Raw genomic sequence first — 17,550 nt, 5'->3', positions numbered from 1 at the left:
TAGAGAAGCCCTTAAAAAGGGATTACATATTTTAAAAAAATCATTTAATAACATATTAAAATTGCTTTATCAAATGATAGTAACCGTTCATTCAGAGGCTTGCCCCTTTGAGTGAATTTCGTGTGGATCTCTCAGGGCTTGTCCGCGGGATCCATGGTACAAAAGTCTGCAGAAAATTGTTTATCGTACCTTCTTTAACATTTTCTGGATCCCGCGATCAAGTCGCGGGACGTAGGAAGGGGTTTATGTAGTGCGATTTTTATTAAAATTTACTATATGTCTAAATCCTGTTGAGGTAGCATGATAGTTTCAAGCGTATGGCGCAGCTTGTTCATGGCATCGAGAATTTTTAGCATTTGCTCCTTTCCTAGTCGTTCTTCTAGCTGCTTTGCAAATGCAGCGTGTTGTGGATTGATTTTATTGATGGCCGCGAACCCCTTTTCTGTCAGTTGAAGAAGCATGGCTTTGCGGCTTGACGGGTTTGAAGTGAAGCGCAACATTCCCTCTTCAACAAGTTGAAGGCTTGTCCTGCGTACACTCTGCCGCGTTATGCCCATCCTGCGCGCAATTTCTGCTTGGGTTAACTGTTCATTCAACACGGCTCCAAGAACCTGCCAGCGCGTTGCCGTCAGCCCTACAGGCGCTGTAAGTTGCTCGGCGACGTCAAGAAACAAGCCATTCAGTGCAAAGGCCGTTAGCGCCATTGCGCTGAGTCTTTCCTGTGTCTCACTCATTACCATGTTCCGCCATGAGTTCGTAAAAGCCTTCTGGATTTTGGGCCTTGTATAATTTGTGCCAAGACTGCAAAGTTGTTTCGGTGTAAATATCAAGTTTGCGGAAGATCTCGATTGCAAATTCGATTGGGGCGATGCCGCTTGCAGTGATCAAATTTCCAGAAGTTACGGCAAGCTTTTCTTGATAGTGGAAACCGCCTTTGTAACCTACCATTTCTAGAAAGATCTTTGCGTTACTCGTGTGTGGCAATTCGTCCAATAACCCAAATCTTGCAAGTGCTGCCGTTGCACCACAAATGGCTGCGACCGGAATACCTGCACTCAGAAATTGAGCTGCCTTTTTAACAAAGCTATCAATACTTCCTTTTGCAGCGATATCGCCACCTGGCAATATCAGCATTCGGCTGTCTTGTGGCTCCACCATGTTCAGACTCAGGTCGGGAAGTATCCGCAGCCCGCCTTTGCTGATGATGGGCGCAAGTGAATTGCCGATCGTTTTCACCTGAAACCGGCCAGGCGTTTTCTGGAGTTCTGGCGAATTTAAATGCGCGACTACATAGCCCACTTCCCAATCTGACATGGTGTTGTAAGTTGCGAGATGAATCGTTTGTTTGCTCATGCGTAAAATCCTTCATTAAAATTGACAGCAGACTACCATCATGACAGCATGCTGTCAATTTTGCCTTTGTTGATTTTAAATATTGTTAATTTCAGCGTTCATGTTATGAGTGTATGGTTAAGCATCAAATTCATAAAATAGGATTATTATGATTAAAACTGGTGATGTCGCATTAAGTATAGATTATCTAACATCCTTTATTTTAGAAAATTATAAAGGCATTCAAATAATTGATGCATGGGGTGAAAAAAGCTTCTTTTATAATCCCAATGCTTTTTTAAAACGCGGTGTTTATTTTTGTACTTTAAAAGAAAAAGATGGTGCAAACGATAAAGCTTCGATGTTGAATAGAGATGGCGTTTATAGATTAAATTTTGGCATTTCTAAACAAACCTTTTTAAGGATTTTCAGTTGGATGCCAAAACGTCCTAGTAAAGGTGATGTGATAGAGGGTGTTTATGATTTTACACAGGTTGATTTATTAACGCCGCATCCTGTTTATGGCTGGATGGCTTGGGTGTCGATTTCAAATCCCTCTATGAATTCATTTGAAAAGATTAAAGACTTGATTGATGAAAGCTATACATTGGTTTTAGAAAAATATAAAAAACGTATTTCAATTTAAATTTTTGTAATTTATATTAAACTGACTTTAAACTAATTTTATTTCATTTAAAGTCAGTTCAACATAAATAATTAAAGAATTAAATTATTTTGTTCAAAATCGTTTAATTCTTTAATTATTTTATTAAAGATATCCACAATAGTTGCTTTTGTTTCATCGTCATAAATAGTATTTGGATTTGTGCCAAAATTTAAGCTTTTTAAAAAAGAAAAGTAATTGTCCATTTTAAGGTGAAAATAAAGTGTATTTTTTCTGTCATAGGGTAACATTTTTTTGTAATTATTTTCATCATTATCGTTAAATATAATTTCAATGTCTTCGAAGATTCGTGATATTAAATTTTCTTGGTCGACTTTGTCTATTAGTACATTCTGGATATAAACATTATTTATTATATTGTCTATGGTGTAATTACTATATAGTTGATAGCCTTGACGTTCAACTAAATAACGTGTATACCCGTAATGATGTACAATACCGTACAAATAATGTTTGAAAAAATCAATAAGAAACTTTTTTTCACTTTTTTGATTGTTTGAAGTAGAATGGATATAGATAAAATCCATTAGTTTTTGTAGCATATTTCGGTAATAACCGTTAATAACATCACCCATATGTATGTGTGTCGCAATGTTATCTGGTCCCAATTGTAACATAATATCAAAAAAATGCTTGCTAAATAAAGAGAGATTTATTTTGTCGTGTGATTTATTTTTAAAATAATCTGAAAATAATATTATAAAATTCTTAATATTTTTAGGTGTATAATTTTCAGGATCGTCAAGATTCTCAGGATTTTCAGGATTATTTGGAAAGTTGCTTGTTAAAGAAATAATATCTTCGTCATATAAACAGTTTTGAATATTTTTAGCTATTTTAACAGCTTCATCTAACGAAAATATAGGATTTTCATCATTTTCATTATCTTCATTTGTAAACATTAATAAGCTTACTATGTTAATGAAAGAATAATAAGGTGTTGTTCTGTTGTTTTTTTCGTTTTGTTCATTGGCTATTTGGAAAAATTCATCATTATTATTTTGTATTAAAAGTATTTTTATAAGTTTATTAATTCTTGTGCTTGCTTTTTTTTCACTATCATAAAATGCAGTGTAAGTTTTTAAATCTGTTGGGTTGTTTAATCCGCATTGACAAATTAAGTCAACATAAAAAATTAATTTTTTGCTAGTAATTTTTCCTTTTTCGATTGCTGCATTAATTAGACTTGAAAATCTAATTAATGCTTCAGGTTTTTGGAGGGCTTTTAATTCATTAAATTTATTAAAACTTAATTTAAGTTTTCCCTTGTCTTGTTTTGTTATATCGTCATTGTATTGGACCATATATAAGAATATTTCTAAGAATCTTAAAATATTTTTTCTCTCTGAAGATATAGGGAGAAGGTCAATATGTTCCAGTTTAGAATCATTTATGCATTTATGCATTTCTTCTCGAAAATTAAAGTTATTTTTTTGAGGTGCAGATATTGAGTATTTAACCAAAGCATCTATTGTAGCTTCTGATATTGCTTCATCATTGTTAAAGCTTAAAAACATATCCTTTATTTCATGCAAATGTCCCAATATATATATCACTTCATCGATGTTGGTATGTCGACTTTTACGATTGATTAATTTTTCAAAAAATAATTTGACCCATTTATTATAATAACAGATTGTTGCTATTTGCTTCTGAATGGTTAAATCATTTTGAGAAACATTATTGTTAGATAATACTTGCGATAGAAAATCGAATATTGTTGAATTGGTGTGTGTAACGTAAATTTTAGAAATGTCCTTTAACTGATTTATTGTTTTAGAAGATAAAAGACTTTCGCTTAGAATTTTTGGAAAAATAATTGTATTGAGGGTATCAAAATTATTTTGATGATTTTCTATATCATTTGCAATATCTTCACGTTTTGCAATGTTTAAAAAATTGGATAAGTTAAAATTTTCAATGGGTAAAAGTGCTATCCAATTCCAATAGATATTATCTAAATGTAACTCAAGGGGTGAAGATTTTTGTACATGTGCTAAAGCGTCAAGTATTTTTATACTTATGTCAATATTTCCAGTATTTCTCTTCAATGCTGCAACATTGCGTAAATAATTATGAATAGATTTCATATATTTTAAGCTAATTACCCCTTCTATTTTTTTTATATTTTTTTTAATTACTTGAAAAACAATAGGGCGTTCTTGATCTTTGAGTGTCGCTAATGTTCTTAATATTTCACACATAAGCCCTGATTTTGGCATAGAGTATTTGGTTATAAGATTGGTGTCATTTTCTAGAAAAAATGTTTCTATTTCTTTGAAATAAAAGTATTGTCCATACTCATTTTGATGAATATTCAAAAGATGTCTTTTTAGAACAAATTCGGATCGTTTGTCAGTCAAATTTTTATCCGTAATTTCTTTGTATAAAATTTCAAATAAATCTTCTAAATCTATATCTGTGTTATTGGAAATATTTTCTTCGATTATGTCAAGTATAAAATTTGTGTCAAGATCATAATCTTCATTGTTTAAAATTTTTGGTGTAAAAAATTCAGATGTTAATCTTTTTATGTTTTTAATTTGTTGTGATGAAAAAATATTTTTATTTTGAAAAATATAATTGTAAGTAATATTTTCTATAATATTGGGGTTTACATTGTAAAGAAGCTTAGCCCATAAATGCCATATTTGTTCAGAGGCATCACACACAATAGAGCCTTCAAATAAGTTTTTAAGTAAATCAGTTAAAAAAATGACCTTATCATTAATAATGTTGGGCATGTTGTTTGTGATCTTCTGATCGTCCTTAAGACATTGTTGTTTTGTTAGGTGAACGAGCAGATGATATATAAAATAGATGTGTTTTAGCTCATCAGCATCGGCATCTTCATAAATTTTTTCTGTGCGATAATGAGTTTTAAGCGTTTTTTGAAATTCGTCTAAATTGAAATATTTAAATGGCATTAAGGCAAAAATATTGGTGTTAAGTAATTCTTCAAATTCATAAAATGCCTCGTTGGCGAAATTATAAAATTCTTGCAATAATTCTAGAGAAGTATTAACGTCTATGCCGGTTTCTATTAATTTTTGTAAAATTATAAAAAAAGATTGAAGAACATATCCGTCGAAATTTTTATACATTTCTTTTGATTTAATATCAACAATGACTGCTGTTTGAGAGTCTATGTCTAGCTTTAAAAATTCATCAATTATTGTGCAAATTACATTATCGTGTATATCCGTATAATCTGTGTCCGTATCTGTAAAATCCCCATTTGATTCTAAAATATAATTACCTAAATTAATTAAATTTACATTTTGCGTTATGTTAAGTTTTAACACTTTGGATTTTAAAATATGTTTTTTTAAGATGTTAATAAGATATTTGACACCTTTTTTATTTGGAAATGTTTTTATCACCTGCAATAAAATAGTTTCAATATAATTTTCATATTCTTTAATTTGTATATTATTTTTTACACAATGATAGAATCCTTTAATTTTAATTATATTAAACAAAAGTTGCTTTTTTAATTGTATGTTTTTTGAATCTTTAAAATTAATACAAAAATCTTTTATTTTTTCAAGAAGTTCATATTCATTGTCTTCTATTTTAATTTTTTTATTTGGATTTTCTTCTATATCTTTATTTTCAATATTTGGATTTTCTTTTCTTTTTTTGTGGTAACTGTCATCATTTATGTGTGTGTTCGAAAAATTTTCATCTTCCTCATCACTTTTTCCTGCCATAAGCGCTGATGTGGAGAGAAGTGAAATAAAAAAGAAATAAAACAAAATACGATTTAACATTATGTGTCCCTTTAATGAATGATAATTTTAACTATTTGTATAACTGTACAGCAATACTTACATATTGTCAATAAAATTGAATATTGCCTTAGTTGTTTTGTCAATAGTTTTAAAACTAATAAATATTGAAGACTTTATGGATGGAAGTTATTGAAATAATTTTATGAATATGTTTGGAGCGAGTGATTATTAGATTATCACTTCTAATCTGGTCGATCTTATTCTTTAGGATAAGCTTTTATAAAAGCCTCTAATTTATTCGCATGTTCTGAAATCTTCAAGCATATAGGGTAGGGGGTTAAATCAAAATGAAAACGTTGCGCATTATATATTTGTGGGATTAGGCAAATATCAGCAAGACAGGGCGTGTTTCCAAAACAAAATGTATGCTTTGTAGTTGATTGTTTTAATTTTTCTTCTAATGTATCAAAGCCTTGTTTCAGCCAATGATGATAATAATGATGTTTTTGATCCTCGTTCATTTGCAAATGATCGCGTAGATAATTTAATACACGTAAATTATTTAAGGGATGAATGTCGCATGCAATGATTTGAGCGAATGATCTAATTTTGGCACGTTGCAATGGATCTTTGGGTAATAAGGGTATAGCGGGATATACTTCATCAAGATATTCGACTATTGCTAAGGATTGGCTGATGATTTCAGTGCCAATCTGTAAAGCGGGCACAAGCCCTTGAGGGTTTATTTTTAAGTAAGGGGGTGTGCTTTGTTCTGCAAGGCGTAAATCAATAGGAATTTGTGTGTATTCTAGTCCTTTAAGATTAAGGGCTAATCTCACGCGATAGGATGCTGAGGATCTGAAATAATCGAATAATCTTATAGGCATTGTATTTCTTTCAGGCAAAATTTATAAAAAATCACGTCCTAATTCTTCGCGTGTTTCTTGATTTAACATTGACATATGACCATAAGCTGCATGATTAATGCCTATATAAACCTCTGCTGCAGGGTTTTTAAAAGCCTGAATCAAGGCCGCATCAAAAGGAAAGTGAATAAAATGAACTGACGCTGTTCTGCCACCTGGTTTTGATCGTTCTTGATCTTTTTCAGGTGTTGCGTGAATCCGATCTGTGCCAATCTGCATGTAAATCAGGTCTTCAACACCCCCTAATTGACCTAAAAGGGCGTCGCGTTTGTTTTTGTCTTCAATTTCAAACATCATGGTTGCTGTTAATTCAGATCCATTAGGAATAAGGGGGTTATAGGCATGTAATTCATCGTCAATCTGAGCGTCTCCACCTTTTTCGATGCGGAGCATTTCGTGAATTTGGTAAAACATTGTTTCGTAATTTTCAAAATAAAAATTTACGTAAGGCCCTAAAGCAATACGTCTTTTATTTTTAAGTTCAATTATTTTCGCTTTAAAATCAGGGCGTATTTTTTCGTAAGATTCTAAGGATAAAATATCTTTTTTGGTGATTGTTGTTTTAGTCATTTTTTGACTCCAATAAGCCATATGAAATGGCTATAATTTCAATCGGATTCGGTGCTTTATCATAATGAACACCCTCAATTTCCATGCCTTGCAAGATATGTTCTCCTGCTAAGGGGCATTCCGATACAATATAAGCTGATTTTTTCTTTATCATTTGACGCACGACAGGCTTTCCTTGTTTAAGCGCTACGGGGAAATTATCTTTCATCACACCCCAAGATCCACCATGACCAGAACATCTTTCAACCAAATGAATTTCCGTATCGGGAATCATGCGGAGCATTTCGGCTGCTTTATGACCAATATTTTGTGCGCGTGCATGGCAGGGTAGGTGAATTGAAACGCCACCTTCGATTGGCTGTAATCCTGGGACTAAGCCTTTTTCTTTGGATAATTCCACAATATATTCTGATAAATCATAGGTTTCCTGTGAAAGTAGTTTTATGTCTTCATCTTTAGGTAATAAAAGTGGCCATTCATGTTTTAACATTAAAGCGCAAGAGGGAACGAGGGCGATAATTTTGTATCCTTTTTGAATCCAAGGCAGCATTTCTTTTGAAACATCTTTTGCATTTTGGGCGACTTGGGCTAAATTGCCTTCTTCAAGCAAAGGCATACCGCAACATTTGGGATAGGCGATTTGGCTTTCGACCCCATTTAAAGCGAGGACGGCGCGTAAAGCGAGACCAATATTGGGGTCGTTAAAATTACCATAACAGGTTGCGTATAAAACGACTTTTTGTCCAAAACCGGGTGCCTCTTCGTTTAAAGGTATGGATTCTTTGCCAAGATCCATCAACGTTTTTGGCGCATATTTTGGCAAATGTGCATCCTTATGAACATCTGCAATCCATTCTAAAAGGGTACGTGTAAATTTATTTTTGTGAGATATTGCCCAATTGGACAGACCTGAAAATTTACTGCCCATTTTGCCATGAAAATCAGTTTTGGCGAGCAATCGCTTAATAGGGCCAACTTTCCCTTTTTTAAAATCAATCGCACGTGATCTTAAAACAAGTTTTGGGAAATCAATATTGAATTCGTGAGGCGGGACATAGGGACAGCTGACCATAAAACACATATCGCATAAAGTGCATGCGTCATTAACTTTTTGAAAGCCTTTGGAATCAACACTATCCAATTCACCTGTTTCTGAATTATCAATTAAATCAAAAAGTTGAGGGAAGGAATCACACAAATTAAAACAACGTCTGCATGAATGACAGACATCAAAAACACGTCGCATTTCGGCGTCTAATGCCGCTTCATCGTAAAACGCTTCGCTTTCCCAATCGAGATTGTGTCTGATCGGTTTGTCTAATCCACCTTCACGCATTACTCTTCCTCTTTCAAATATAGTCGATAGACTTGGATTGATACATCGTCGTGCCTCGCTCATGTATATAGGGATACATTTCGCTCGTTTCTCCTTGTCTGAATCTCAAGTCTAACGACTATAGTGGAGGGCGTCATATTCGGGATTTACAATGCTCACGTATAAAGGATACGCTCCGCTTGTTTCACCGTTCATATTCCTACCCACATTTTGAAATAGTTTGAGTAGGTAAGCGCCAATGTTATTACGTAAACTGCCCATCTTATCACAAATTCGTCGTCAGGGCGCAGCAATCGGTATTCATGTACCTTAAGTACATTCCGTTCCGGTTCTCATGAGTTCTTTTCAGCTAAAACATTAAGGTCCCCCGGACCTTAATTGTTAAGCTTCTAGATAACTCATTTCATAGACTTTGTCTTATAATCTGGACAGTCGTTTTGAGGCGTAGGCAATTGAAGTTTTATTGTTTTCCTGAACGCGTTGAAGCGAAGCTTCGAACGCAGATTCAGGATCCAGATTAAAATGTATGCTCAAAGAGCATGGCAAAATTATTTAAATTTAGAGATGGAACTCTATCAGTCCATGCTCGCTAACGCTTTTTGAAAACGACCAGCATGTGATTTTTCAGCTTTTGCAAGCGTTTCAAACCAATCAGCGATTTCTTCAAAACCTTCTTCACGTGCTGTGCGTGCCATACTAGGATACATATCTGTATATTCGAATGTTTCGCCAGCGATAGCTGATTTTAGATTAGCGGCAGTGCCACCAATTGGTTCGCCAGTGACTGGATCACCAGCTTCTTCTAAAAAGGCTAAATGACCATGGGCATGGCCTGTTTCACCTTCGGCAGTTGATCTAAAAACAGTGGAAATGTCATTGTAACCTTCAACATCTGCTTTTTGTGCGAAATAAAGATAGCGACGATTGGCTTGCGATTCGCCAGCAAACGCTTCTTTTAAATTTTCTTGAGTTTTTGAACCCTTTAGTGACATGTCTTCTCTCCAATTCACGGCATAAATTCCAGGTTAACAATACAAAAGTTGACCAAATAAATCAACTTCTTTAACCACGTTTCGTGTTTCGAAAATATCGCTTAAAACCGAGTCTCTTCTGAAAACGGACGTGATAACAAATTTTTAATTGTTGTATCAATATTGGCATCTTCATATAGAATACGATAAACACCTTCGGCCACTGGCATATCGACATCTGCATTTTTGGCTAATTTTTTAATTGAAAATGCCGTATGGTAGCCTTCAAAAATGGAGCGTGTGACGCTCATAATTTCGTGTGGTGTTTTGCCTTGGCCAAGCTCTATGCCAAAACGCATATTGCGTGATCTTTCACTGGAGCATGAAAGCATTAAATCACCAACGCCGGATAGGCCTGAAAAAGTCTGGTAATCAGCGCCTAATCGTTGCCCTAAACGTGCCATTTCAGCAAGACAACGCGTGATGAGTGCCGCACTTGCATTTTGACCAAGATTTTTGCCTGAGGTCACACCGCTTGCAATGGCATAAACGTTTTTGAGTGCGCCACCTATTTGAACGCCAACAGGATCGGATGAATAATAAGGTCTGAATGTTGGACTGCCAAAAGATTCAACAAGTAAAAATCCTAAATCACGGTCTTTGGTTGCAATTGTTGTGGCGGCTGGCAATCCAAGCACAATTTCGTGCGCAAAATTAGGGCCTGATAAAATAGCGATGGGATTACCATCAACTGTTTCTTGGACGACGTCACTTAGCAATTGTCCCGATTCGTTTTCAATGCCTTTTGAGCAAATAATCAAAGGAATCCAAGAAGGTAATTGTGTTGCAAATTTTTCTAGAATTTCGCGTGTTTTTTGGGCAGGTGCAACAAGTAACAATGCTTCAACGTCAAGCAAATCATTTAAATCAGTTGTGGCGTGAATAGAGGTTGGTAAGCCTACTTTGGAAAGATAAATGACATTTTCATGCGTGTAATTAATTGCTTTGACGAGTTCTGGATCGCGTCCCCACAAAATAATTTCGCGTCCTTCACGTGATAATGCTTTTGCAAGTGCTGTTCCCCAGGCGCCGGCGCCTAATATGCCAATACGTTTCATCAATACTCTTCCTATTTCCAATTGTGGAGGTCGTCAAATTACGGGATTCACCATGCTCATGTATGAAGGATACACTCCGCAGGTTTCACCACTTATTTTCCTACCCACACTTTGAAATAGTTTGGGTATTTTTTTAAAAATCTAGCATGTTACAGGTAGCGCTTTTAGTTCAGCCAGTGGCCATCTTGGACGCGGTTTAAAGGTCAAAGAATCAATATAGCCTCTTTGAAAACGCTCAAGTCCTGCATAAGCAATCATTGCACCATTATCCGTACAAAATTCTTTCGGTGGCGCTACAAAAGGCAAACCAAAAGAAGAAACAAGCTTAGAAAGTCCTGTTTTTAGTGCAAGATTAGCGGCAACGCCACCTGCGACAACAAAAGCATTCGCCTTTATATTTTGTGCGCTTAATTTGTGACAGGCATTTTTTGTTCTGTCAATTAAAACATCTAAGGCAGCTTGTTGAAAAGAGGCACAAAGATCAGCTTTTGTTTGTTCATTTAATATGCCCAATGTATCTATTTTGTATTTTATGGCTGTTTTCAAACCTGAAAACGAGAAATTACAATCGCCATTTCCTTTTAATGGCCTTGGAAAATTAAAGGCGCGTGGATTGCCAGATAGTGCATATTGTTCGATATACATGCCCCCGGGATAAGGAAGTCCTAAAATTTTTGCTGTTTTATCAAAAGCTTCGCCGATTGCATCATCTAGGGTTGTGCCATAAACAGTGTAGTGGCCAATATCTTCCACAAGTAAAAATTGTGTATGACCGCCAGACATTAAAAGCAACATATAAGGGAAGGGGACATCTTCCGTTAATCTGACGCTCAAAGCGTGACCTTCCAAATGGTTTACCGCAATAAAAGGGAGTTCATGTGCGTAGGCTATGGCTTTTCCCATCATGGCGCCAACAATGACGCCGCCAATAAGGCCTGGTCCACAAGTGGCGGCAATAGCGGATAGATCTGAAAATTTTAGGCCTGATTGTGATAAAACTTCAAGAATGAGGCGATCGAGGTGATCCATATGGGCGCGTGCTGCAATTTCAGGGACAACACCGCCATAATCTGCATGATATGTTTGAGAGAGAATAATGTGACCGAGTATTTTTTTATCTGAAGAAACAATAGCAACAGAGGTCTCGTCACAGGAACTTTCTATACCCAAAACGAAATGCGTCATACAACATACCTAAAACAGCGTTAAAAAATCTTGTAACTACCCAGGGGGCAATTTAATCATCTGCCCCTCCTACTTCCCGCGGCTTGAACCTGAGAGATCTTCACGAAATACTTATGTAACGTATTGAAAAAAGAAACCCGTCGTTGCGAGTTGCGAAGCAGCGAAGCAATCCAGTCCTAAAATCAATATTTATAACCTTTGAAAGGCCATTTTCTGGATTGCTTCTTCGTCTTCGACTCATCGCAACGACGAAATCCTATGATTTCGTTATGCTTAAAATTCGTGTAGATCTCCTTAGGGTCAAGCCGTGGGACGTAGGGGGTTTGGGAGTTACAAATTCTTACACGACTATAAACTATTTTAGGGCAAAAATCTCTTTCTTCTTGAGGTTTTTTATAATTTCTTGCATTTTATAATAAAAGAATACACGTATACCGAAAGCAATGCTCATGACCCAAGATTTGCAAAATTTAGATCCTGTTGAAGGCGAACCAAAAGATGTTGAAGAAAAACCAAAATTTCTGAAACTTACATATTTCTTAGCCTTTATTATAGGCGTTGTAACAACTTTAGGAGCAGCTTTCCTTATCAGTAAACTTTTTACGCAAAAAGAACGTGAGGTTGACACCATTGTTCCTCATTTTGCGGATCAACAAATCTCTCAGATGAAAGAGGAGCTTCGTTTTCTACGGGATCGCTACGCTGAATTCGTGGCGCAATCAAAGAAAAATGAGTCAAACGAACTCCCATTGGATGATATCAGTAATAAACTCAATCACTTGCAAGAGCAAATAGATCAATTTAAATTGACTTTTCAACAAACACATGATCAAAATAATCCTCAAAGCGAAATTTTGGCTCATTTGTCAAAAATTAGAAATGAAAATGAACTTATTCAAAATACTCAAAAATTAGTACTTAGTCTTTTGACTTTTAATGAAATAAAGTCAAAAATAAAAAAAGGGCAATTATTTGAAGATGAATTCAAAATGCTCAAATTAACAGAGCTACCTATCGAAGGGCTTTTGCAAGAGCTTGTGCCTTATTTGGCTGAGGGGTTTCCAACGACGCAAGATCTTCGCAATCAATTCAAATTGATATGGCAGAGCATTCCCCAAGAAAAAGTTCAGGTGGAAGAAAGTTTTTTTGCTAAAAATTTAGGCAAATGGATTCGTATTACAAGAACTGTTGATCCAAATAGTAAAAATGCGACTGTTAAGGACAATGTTTATAAAGATACGATTGCCTCCATTGAGACTCAAAATATACAGCAAGCTATTGAAATGGTATTAAGTTTACCGCGCGATAAATCGAAAAATTTCGATCCTTGGGTTAAACAAGCGCAATTACATCTTGAAGGTATTAATATTCAAGATCATATTGATCATTGGACAAAAATGACTTTCAAAAAAATTATGAAAGAAGACGATAAATGAAGCTTTTTTTATTTGGTTTAACGCTTCTTGGCATAACAGGACTCGTTTTGTGGCTTTCAGATTTTCCAGGCCTTATTACACTTGATTGGTTTGGCTATCACATTGAATTAAATCCCATTCTTTTTGTTGTGTCTCTTGTTTTTCTTTTCATCTTATTTTTGCTTGTATATAAAATCTTTGCGTTTTTTATTAATATTCCAAACCGTTTTAAGGATTATCGTGACGATAGACGTGTGCAAATTGGATTAAAGGCATTAACCAAAGCGCTTGTTTCTTTGGCTGCTGGTGATGGTCGTGAAGCGATGCGGCATGCTCAAAATGCCAAAAAAAATCTATCAGATGCACCTTTGGCTGATTTTTTTGCGGCTAAAGCGTCGCAAATGGAAGGGAATAATGATCAAGCGCGTGAATATCTGCATAATTTAACAAATCATGAAGAAACAAGTCTTTTGGGTATTAAGGGATTAATTTCTTATGCGCAGAAAGAAAATAATACAAGTCTTATTATCCATCTTGCACAACGCGCTTATCGTATTAAAGAAGATACGCCCTGGGTTTTGACTATTTTGTTTGATAATGCGATTCAAACCAAAAACTGGAAAGAAGCTTTTGATTTTGTAAAAAAAATGACGTATCACCAAATATGGTCTGAAAATGAAGCAAAACATAAAAAAGCAATCCTTTATATTGCGCAAGCTTTGGATTTACAAAAAGATAATAATTTAGCACAAGCAATTGACGACGCATCGCGTGCCTATCGTCTGATGCCTGATGCATTTGAAACGACTTATTCTTATGCGAAATTATTGCTTGTACAGAATGATCCCAAAAAAGCACGCAAATTGATTTCAAAAACATGGATTACAAATCCTCATAAAGATTTAGGGAAGCTTTTCAAAGAAACGTTGCATGATAAAAGCGATGTTGAGAAAATAAAATATTGTGAAGATTTAGTGTCTTCATGTCCCAATCATAAGACAAGCCAGCTTTTTTTAGTAGAAATTTATCTTTCAGCCAAGTTATGGGGTAACGCACGTCAAATACTGAATAATTTACATATGCAGGAACCTTCAAAAGAGGTGTGTTATTTTATGGCACAGTTAGAAGAAGGTGAATATCATCATCATGATCAAGCCAATGCGTGGCTTCATAAAGCAAAAGATAGTCCTGCTTCCGAAGAATGGATTTGTCAAACTTGCCAAACATCGACAACAAGCTGGCACCCAATTTGTCCCCATTGTCAAAGTTTTGATAGCATTTCATGGACAAAAAAATTATCTCAACCAACGCTTCTTCTCATGGAAAAAGGCGATACACCTTTTACAATTGTGGATATGAATTTAAATCCTCGTCCGGATAATCTTTAAGCTATAAGGCTATTCATATTTTTATGTGGACAATGACAAAAGCCATTTAATAGGATATGAACCAATAATCACTGTCAATAACCCTGCACACCATAATAAAACAAACCATCCCCATTGCTTAATTTTTGGGTGGCTATTCAACCAATTTTTTAAATTATTAATATAAATGCTCATGACTCGTTTTGCCTCTGAAAATATAATAGCAATATCCTGTATAACCCAAAATCAATGGTAATAAAGGCACGACGCCCACTAACATAAGAGATAGACCTGGTCCTGAAGCTGCTGCTTCCCAAATAGTGTAACGAAAAGGGATGATCCAAGGATAAATACTAATTCCTAAACCTAGGTAACCCATTAAAAAAAGACCAATACTCACAAAAAACGGACGATACTCAACATTATTACGACGAAGGTCATAAAATATTAATAAAAACAATCCAAATGTTATAAGAGGAATTGGTAACAAATAATATATGTTAGGCACACTAAACCAAAAATCTTTTATACGCTCATCAAGAAATGGCATTGTAATACAAACAATTGTCATGAAAATAATCACAAACCATAATATATAAGAAGCAACTTTTCTTGCCCATTTTTGAGTCACATCTTCTGTTTTCATAATAAGCCATGTAGAACCAAGCAATGCATAACCAAATACAACCGCAATACCTGTCATTATGCTGAAAACTGTAACCCAATCAAAGGGTCCGCCTACAAAATCTCGACCACTTACTTTCACGCCTTGCACAAAAGAACCTAAAATCATGCCTTGAAAAAAGGCTGCTGATAAAGATCCAAAATGAAAAATATAATCCCAAAAATAACGATTTTTATCACTCGATTTAAAACGGAATTCGAATGCGACACCACGCAAAATAAGGCCGAGTAACATTAAAATAATAGGTATATAGAAAGCTGGCATAAGCACGGAATACGCTAAAGGAAAAGCTGCAAATAATCCACCACCGCCCAATACCAACCATGTTTCATTTCCATCCCAAAAAGGCGCTATGGAATTCATCATACGATCACGGCATTTATGAGACGGCGCAAAAGGAAATAAAATACCTATACCCAAATCAAACCCATCCAAAAGAACGTATAAAAAAATCGCTGTTGCAATAAGTAAGCCCCAAATCATAGCAAGATCAATTGTTGATGAAAAATCAAACATTTTTGTCTCCATTATGTGCAGTTGCTTCTATAACTAAAGCTTCGATACCATGCTGATAATAATGGTCTTTTTCTTTAATAGCAGGAATTCCTTTGCGAATAAGTTTCAAAATATAATAAGATCCTGCTCCAAAAACAAACATATAAACAATTACAAAAGCTAATAATGACCAGGCAACTTGCGCACCAAGTATAGCGGGAGATACCGATTCTGTTGTGCGTATCACACCATAGGCCGTATAAGGCTGTCGTCCAATTTCAGTAACGAACCATCCAGACAAAAGTGCTATAAAGCCAGACGGCATCATCAAGATCCACCATCCTTGTAAAAATCGTCCTGTGAATAATTTGCCACGAAAATATTGTATGGTGCTCACAATACCAATCAATACCATCAGTAATCCTAATCCAACCATTACACGAAATGACCAAAAAACGGTTGCAACCGGGGGACGATCTTCCTTTGCCCATTCCTTCAGGCCTTTTATTTCACCTTCCATGTCATGGGTCAGGATATAACTCGCCATATGAGGGATTTTAACTTCATAATGATTCATTTCATTTTTTTCATCAGGCCATGCAAACAAACGCAAATCTGCACCTTTTTCAGTTTCCCAAATGCCTTCCATTGCAGCAACTTTTGCCGGTTGATGTTCAAGTGTATTTAAGCCATGAAAATCACCAATAACAACTTGAAGTGGTGCTACCAATGCAGCCATAATAGTTGCCATACCAAGCATAATACGTGCTTGCGGCAGATGCCTTTTGCGCCACAAATAAAATGCACCTACCCCACCAACAACAAAAGCTGTCGTAAGATAAGCGGCTATAATCATATGTACAAAGCGATACGGAAAAGACGGGTTAAAAATAATTTCAATCCAATTTGTTGGATAAAGCCGTCCGTCTTCACCTATAGAAAAGCCCTGTGGCGTTTGCATCCAACTATTGGCAGAAAGTATCCAAAAAGCAGAAATTAATGTACCAATAGCAACAATGCATGTTGCAACAAAATGCATTCTTTTGCTCACACGTCCCCACCCAAAGATCATAATTCCTAAAAATGAGGCTTCAAGAAAGAAAGCTGTAAGTACCTCGAACCCCAATAAAGGTCCTAATACATTGGCTACACGATCAGAGAAAATAGACCAATTGGTACCAAATTGATAGGACATCACAACACCTGATACAACGCCCATACCAAAGGCTACGGCAAAAATTTTAATCCAAAATTTATAAAGATCTTTAAAATATTCATTACCTGTTCTAAGCCATCGCCACTCGAGAACAGCCAAAAAACTTGCAAGTCCAATGGTAAACGCCGGAAATATAATATGAAAACTTATCGTGAATGCAAATTGAATACGTGCCAGCAAAACTGGATCAAAATCAAACATTAAACATACCTATGACAAAACATTTTCAACCATGAGTAGTTTTATTTTCATATGTATTGTTTTTTTTGTAAAGGCAATTTAAATAAATATTATAGGTGGTTGCATCATTCAAATAAGACATATTTTCAGACGTAGTTTTTTTAAATAACTCAAAAATTTTAATATATACCCAAATACTCTGAAACTACCGTTTTTAGCCGATGACCTTTGGTCGCTTTTTGAACCAAAAATTTCTAAGGTAAACCCATTATCTGTCGAAATTTTCGGCATCAAAAATCACCTCAAATCTCATGCCTAAAAATCTGCATTTCCAA

Annotated in this window: 14 protein-coding genes; 3 read left to right on the top strand and 11 right to left on the bottom strand. The window is 35.3% G+C overall.

Features of this window, described 5'->3' with window-relative positions:
• Window positions 1–272: 272 nt before the first annotated feature.
• Together Q8L85_07475 and Q8L85_07470 are read right to left on the bottom strand one after the other, a co-directional pair.
• Window positions 273–734: a MarR family transcriptional regulator gene (locus Q8L85_07475; protein ID MDP1724527.1), complete on the bottom strand. Its 462-nt coding sequence runs from the start codon at window positions 732–734 to the stop codon at window positions 273–275.
• Complete coding sequence (locus Q8L85_07470; GenBank protein ID MDP1724526.1) at window positions 727–1,353, bottom strand: DJ-1/PfpI family protein; 627 nt, start codon at window positions 1,351–1,353, stop codon at window positions 727–729. The genes Q8L85_07475 and Q8L85_07470 overlap by 8 nt, the downstream gene beginning before the upstream one ends.
• A gap of 148 nt (window positions 1,354–1,501) precedes the next feature.
• Here Q8L85_07470 and Q8L85_07465 point away from each other — a divergent pair, with 148 nt between their 5' ends.
• Complete coding sequence (locus Q8L85_07465) at window positions 1,502–1,978, top strand: DUF6194 family protein (GenBank protein ID MDP1724525.1); 477 nt, start codon at window positions 1,502–1,504, stop codon at window positions 1,976–1,978.
• Between the two features lie 71 nt (window positions 1,979–2,049).
• Here Q8L85_07465 and Q8L85_07460 read toward each other — a convergent pair whose 3' ends face one another.
• From Q8L85_07460 to tsaD, 7 genes are all read right to left on the bottom strand, one after another.
• On the bottom strand, window positions 2,050–5,790 hold the full coding sequence (locus Q8L85_07460) for a hypothetical protein (protein MDP1724524.1): 3,741 nt from the start codon (window positions 5,788–5,790) through the stop codon (window positions 2,050–2,052).
• A 218-nt stretch (window positions 5,791–6,008) separates the two neighbouring features.
• The gene (gene maiA, locus Q8L85_07455; protein MDP1724523.1) at window positions 6,009–6,632 is read right to left on the bottom strand and encodes a maleylacetoacetate isomerase; all 624 of its coding nucleotides are present in this window, start codon (window positions 6,630–6,632) and stop codon (window positions 6,009–6,011) included.
• A 27-nt stretch (window positions 6,633–6,659) separates the two neighbouring features.
• Window positions 6,660–7,247: a DUF3501 family protein gene (locus Q8L85_07450; GenBank protein MDP1724522.1), complete on the bottom strand. Its 588-nt coding sequence runs from the start codon at window positions 7,245–7,247 to the stop codon at window positions 6,660–6,662.
• A complete protein-coding gene (locus Q8L85_07445) occupies window positions 7,240–8,583 on the bottom strand; it encodes a heterodisulfide reductase-related iron-sulfur binding cluster (GenBank protein ID MDP1724521.1) in 1,344 nt (447 codons plus the stop codon). Before Q8L85_07445 ends, Q8L85_07450 begins: the two co-directional genes overlap by 8 nt.
• A gap of 575 nt (window positions 8,584–9,158) precedes the next feature.
• Window positions 9,159–9,575, bottom strand: coding sequence for a rubrerythrin family protein (locus tag Q8L85_07440; protein ID MDP1724520.1), 417 nt, complete (start codon window positions 9,573–9,575; stop codon window positions 9,159–9,161).
• A gap of 101 nt (window positions 9,576–9,676) precedes the next feature.
• Window positions 9,677–10,672, bottom strand: coding sequence for an NAD(P)H-dependent glycerol-3-phosphate dehydrogenase (locus tag Q8L85_07435; protein MDP1724519.1), 996 nt, complete (start codon window positions 10,670–10,672; stop codon window positions 9,677–9,679).
• A 141-nt stretch (window positions 10,673–10,813) separates the two neighbouring features.
• Window positions 10,814–11,857: a tRNA (adenosine(37)-N6)-threonylcarbamoyltransferase complex transferase subunit TsaD gene (tsaD, locus tag Q8L85_07430; protein MDP1724518.1), complete on the bottom strand. Its 1,044-nt coding sequence runs from the start codon at window positions 11,855–11,857 to the stop codon at window positions 10,814–10,816.
• A gap of 449 nt (window positions 11,858–12,306) precedes the next feature.
• On the opposite strand from tsaD, the gene Q8L85_07425 reads away from it, so the two are divergent.
• Together Q8L85_07425 and Q8L85_07420 are read left to right on the top strand one after the other, a co-directional pair.
• On the top strand, window positions 12,307–13,293 hold the full coding sequence (locus Q8L85_07425) for a hypothetical protein (GenBank protein MDP1724517.1): 987 nt from the start codon (window positions 12,307–12,309) through the stop codon (window positions 13,291–13,293).
• Entirely contained in the window at window positions 13,290–14,660 is a 1,371-nt protein-coding gene (locus tag Q8L85_07420) for a heme biosynthesis HemY N-terminal domain-containing protein (protein MDP1724516.1), read from the top strand. Before Q8L85_07425 ends, Q8L85_07420 begins: the two co-directional genes overlap by 4 nt.
• Before the next feature lie 157 nt (window positions 14,661–14,817).
• Here Q8L85_07420 and cydB read toward each other — a convergent pair whose 3' ends face one another.
• Entirely contained in the window at window positions 14,818–15,840 is a 1,023-nt protein-coding gene (gene cydB / locus Q8L85_07415) for a cytochrome d ubiquinol oxidase subunit II (GenBank protein MDP1724515.1), read from the bottom strand.
• Window positions 15,833–17,236 carry a cytochrome ubiquinol oxidase subunit I gene (locus Q8L85_07410; GenBank protein ID MDP1724514.1) on the bottom strand — a complete coding sequence of 468 codons (1,404 nt, stop codon included), beginning with the start codon at window positions 17,234–17,236 and terminating at the stop codon, window positions 15,833–15,835. The genes cydB and Q8L85_07410 overlap by 8 nt, the downstream gene beginning before the upstream one ends.
• Window positions 17,237–17,550: the final 314 nt, after the last annotated feature.

This window comes from Alphaproteobacteria bacterium (assembly GCA_030680745.1).
Lineage (GTDB): Bacteria > Pseudomonadota > Alphaproteobacteria > JAUXUR01 > JAUXUR01 > JAUXUR01.
This window is presented reverse-complemented; position numbering and strand designations above follow the sequence as displayed.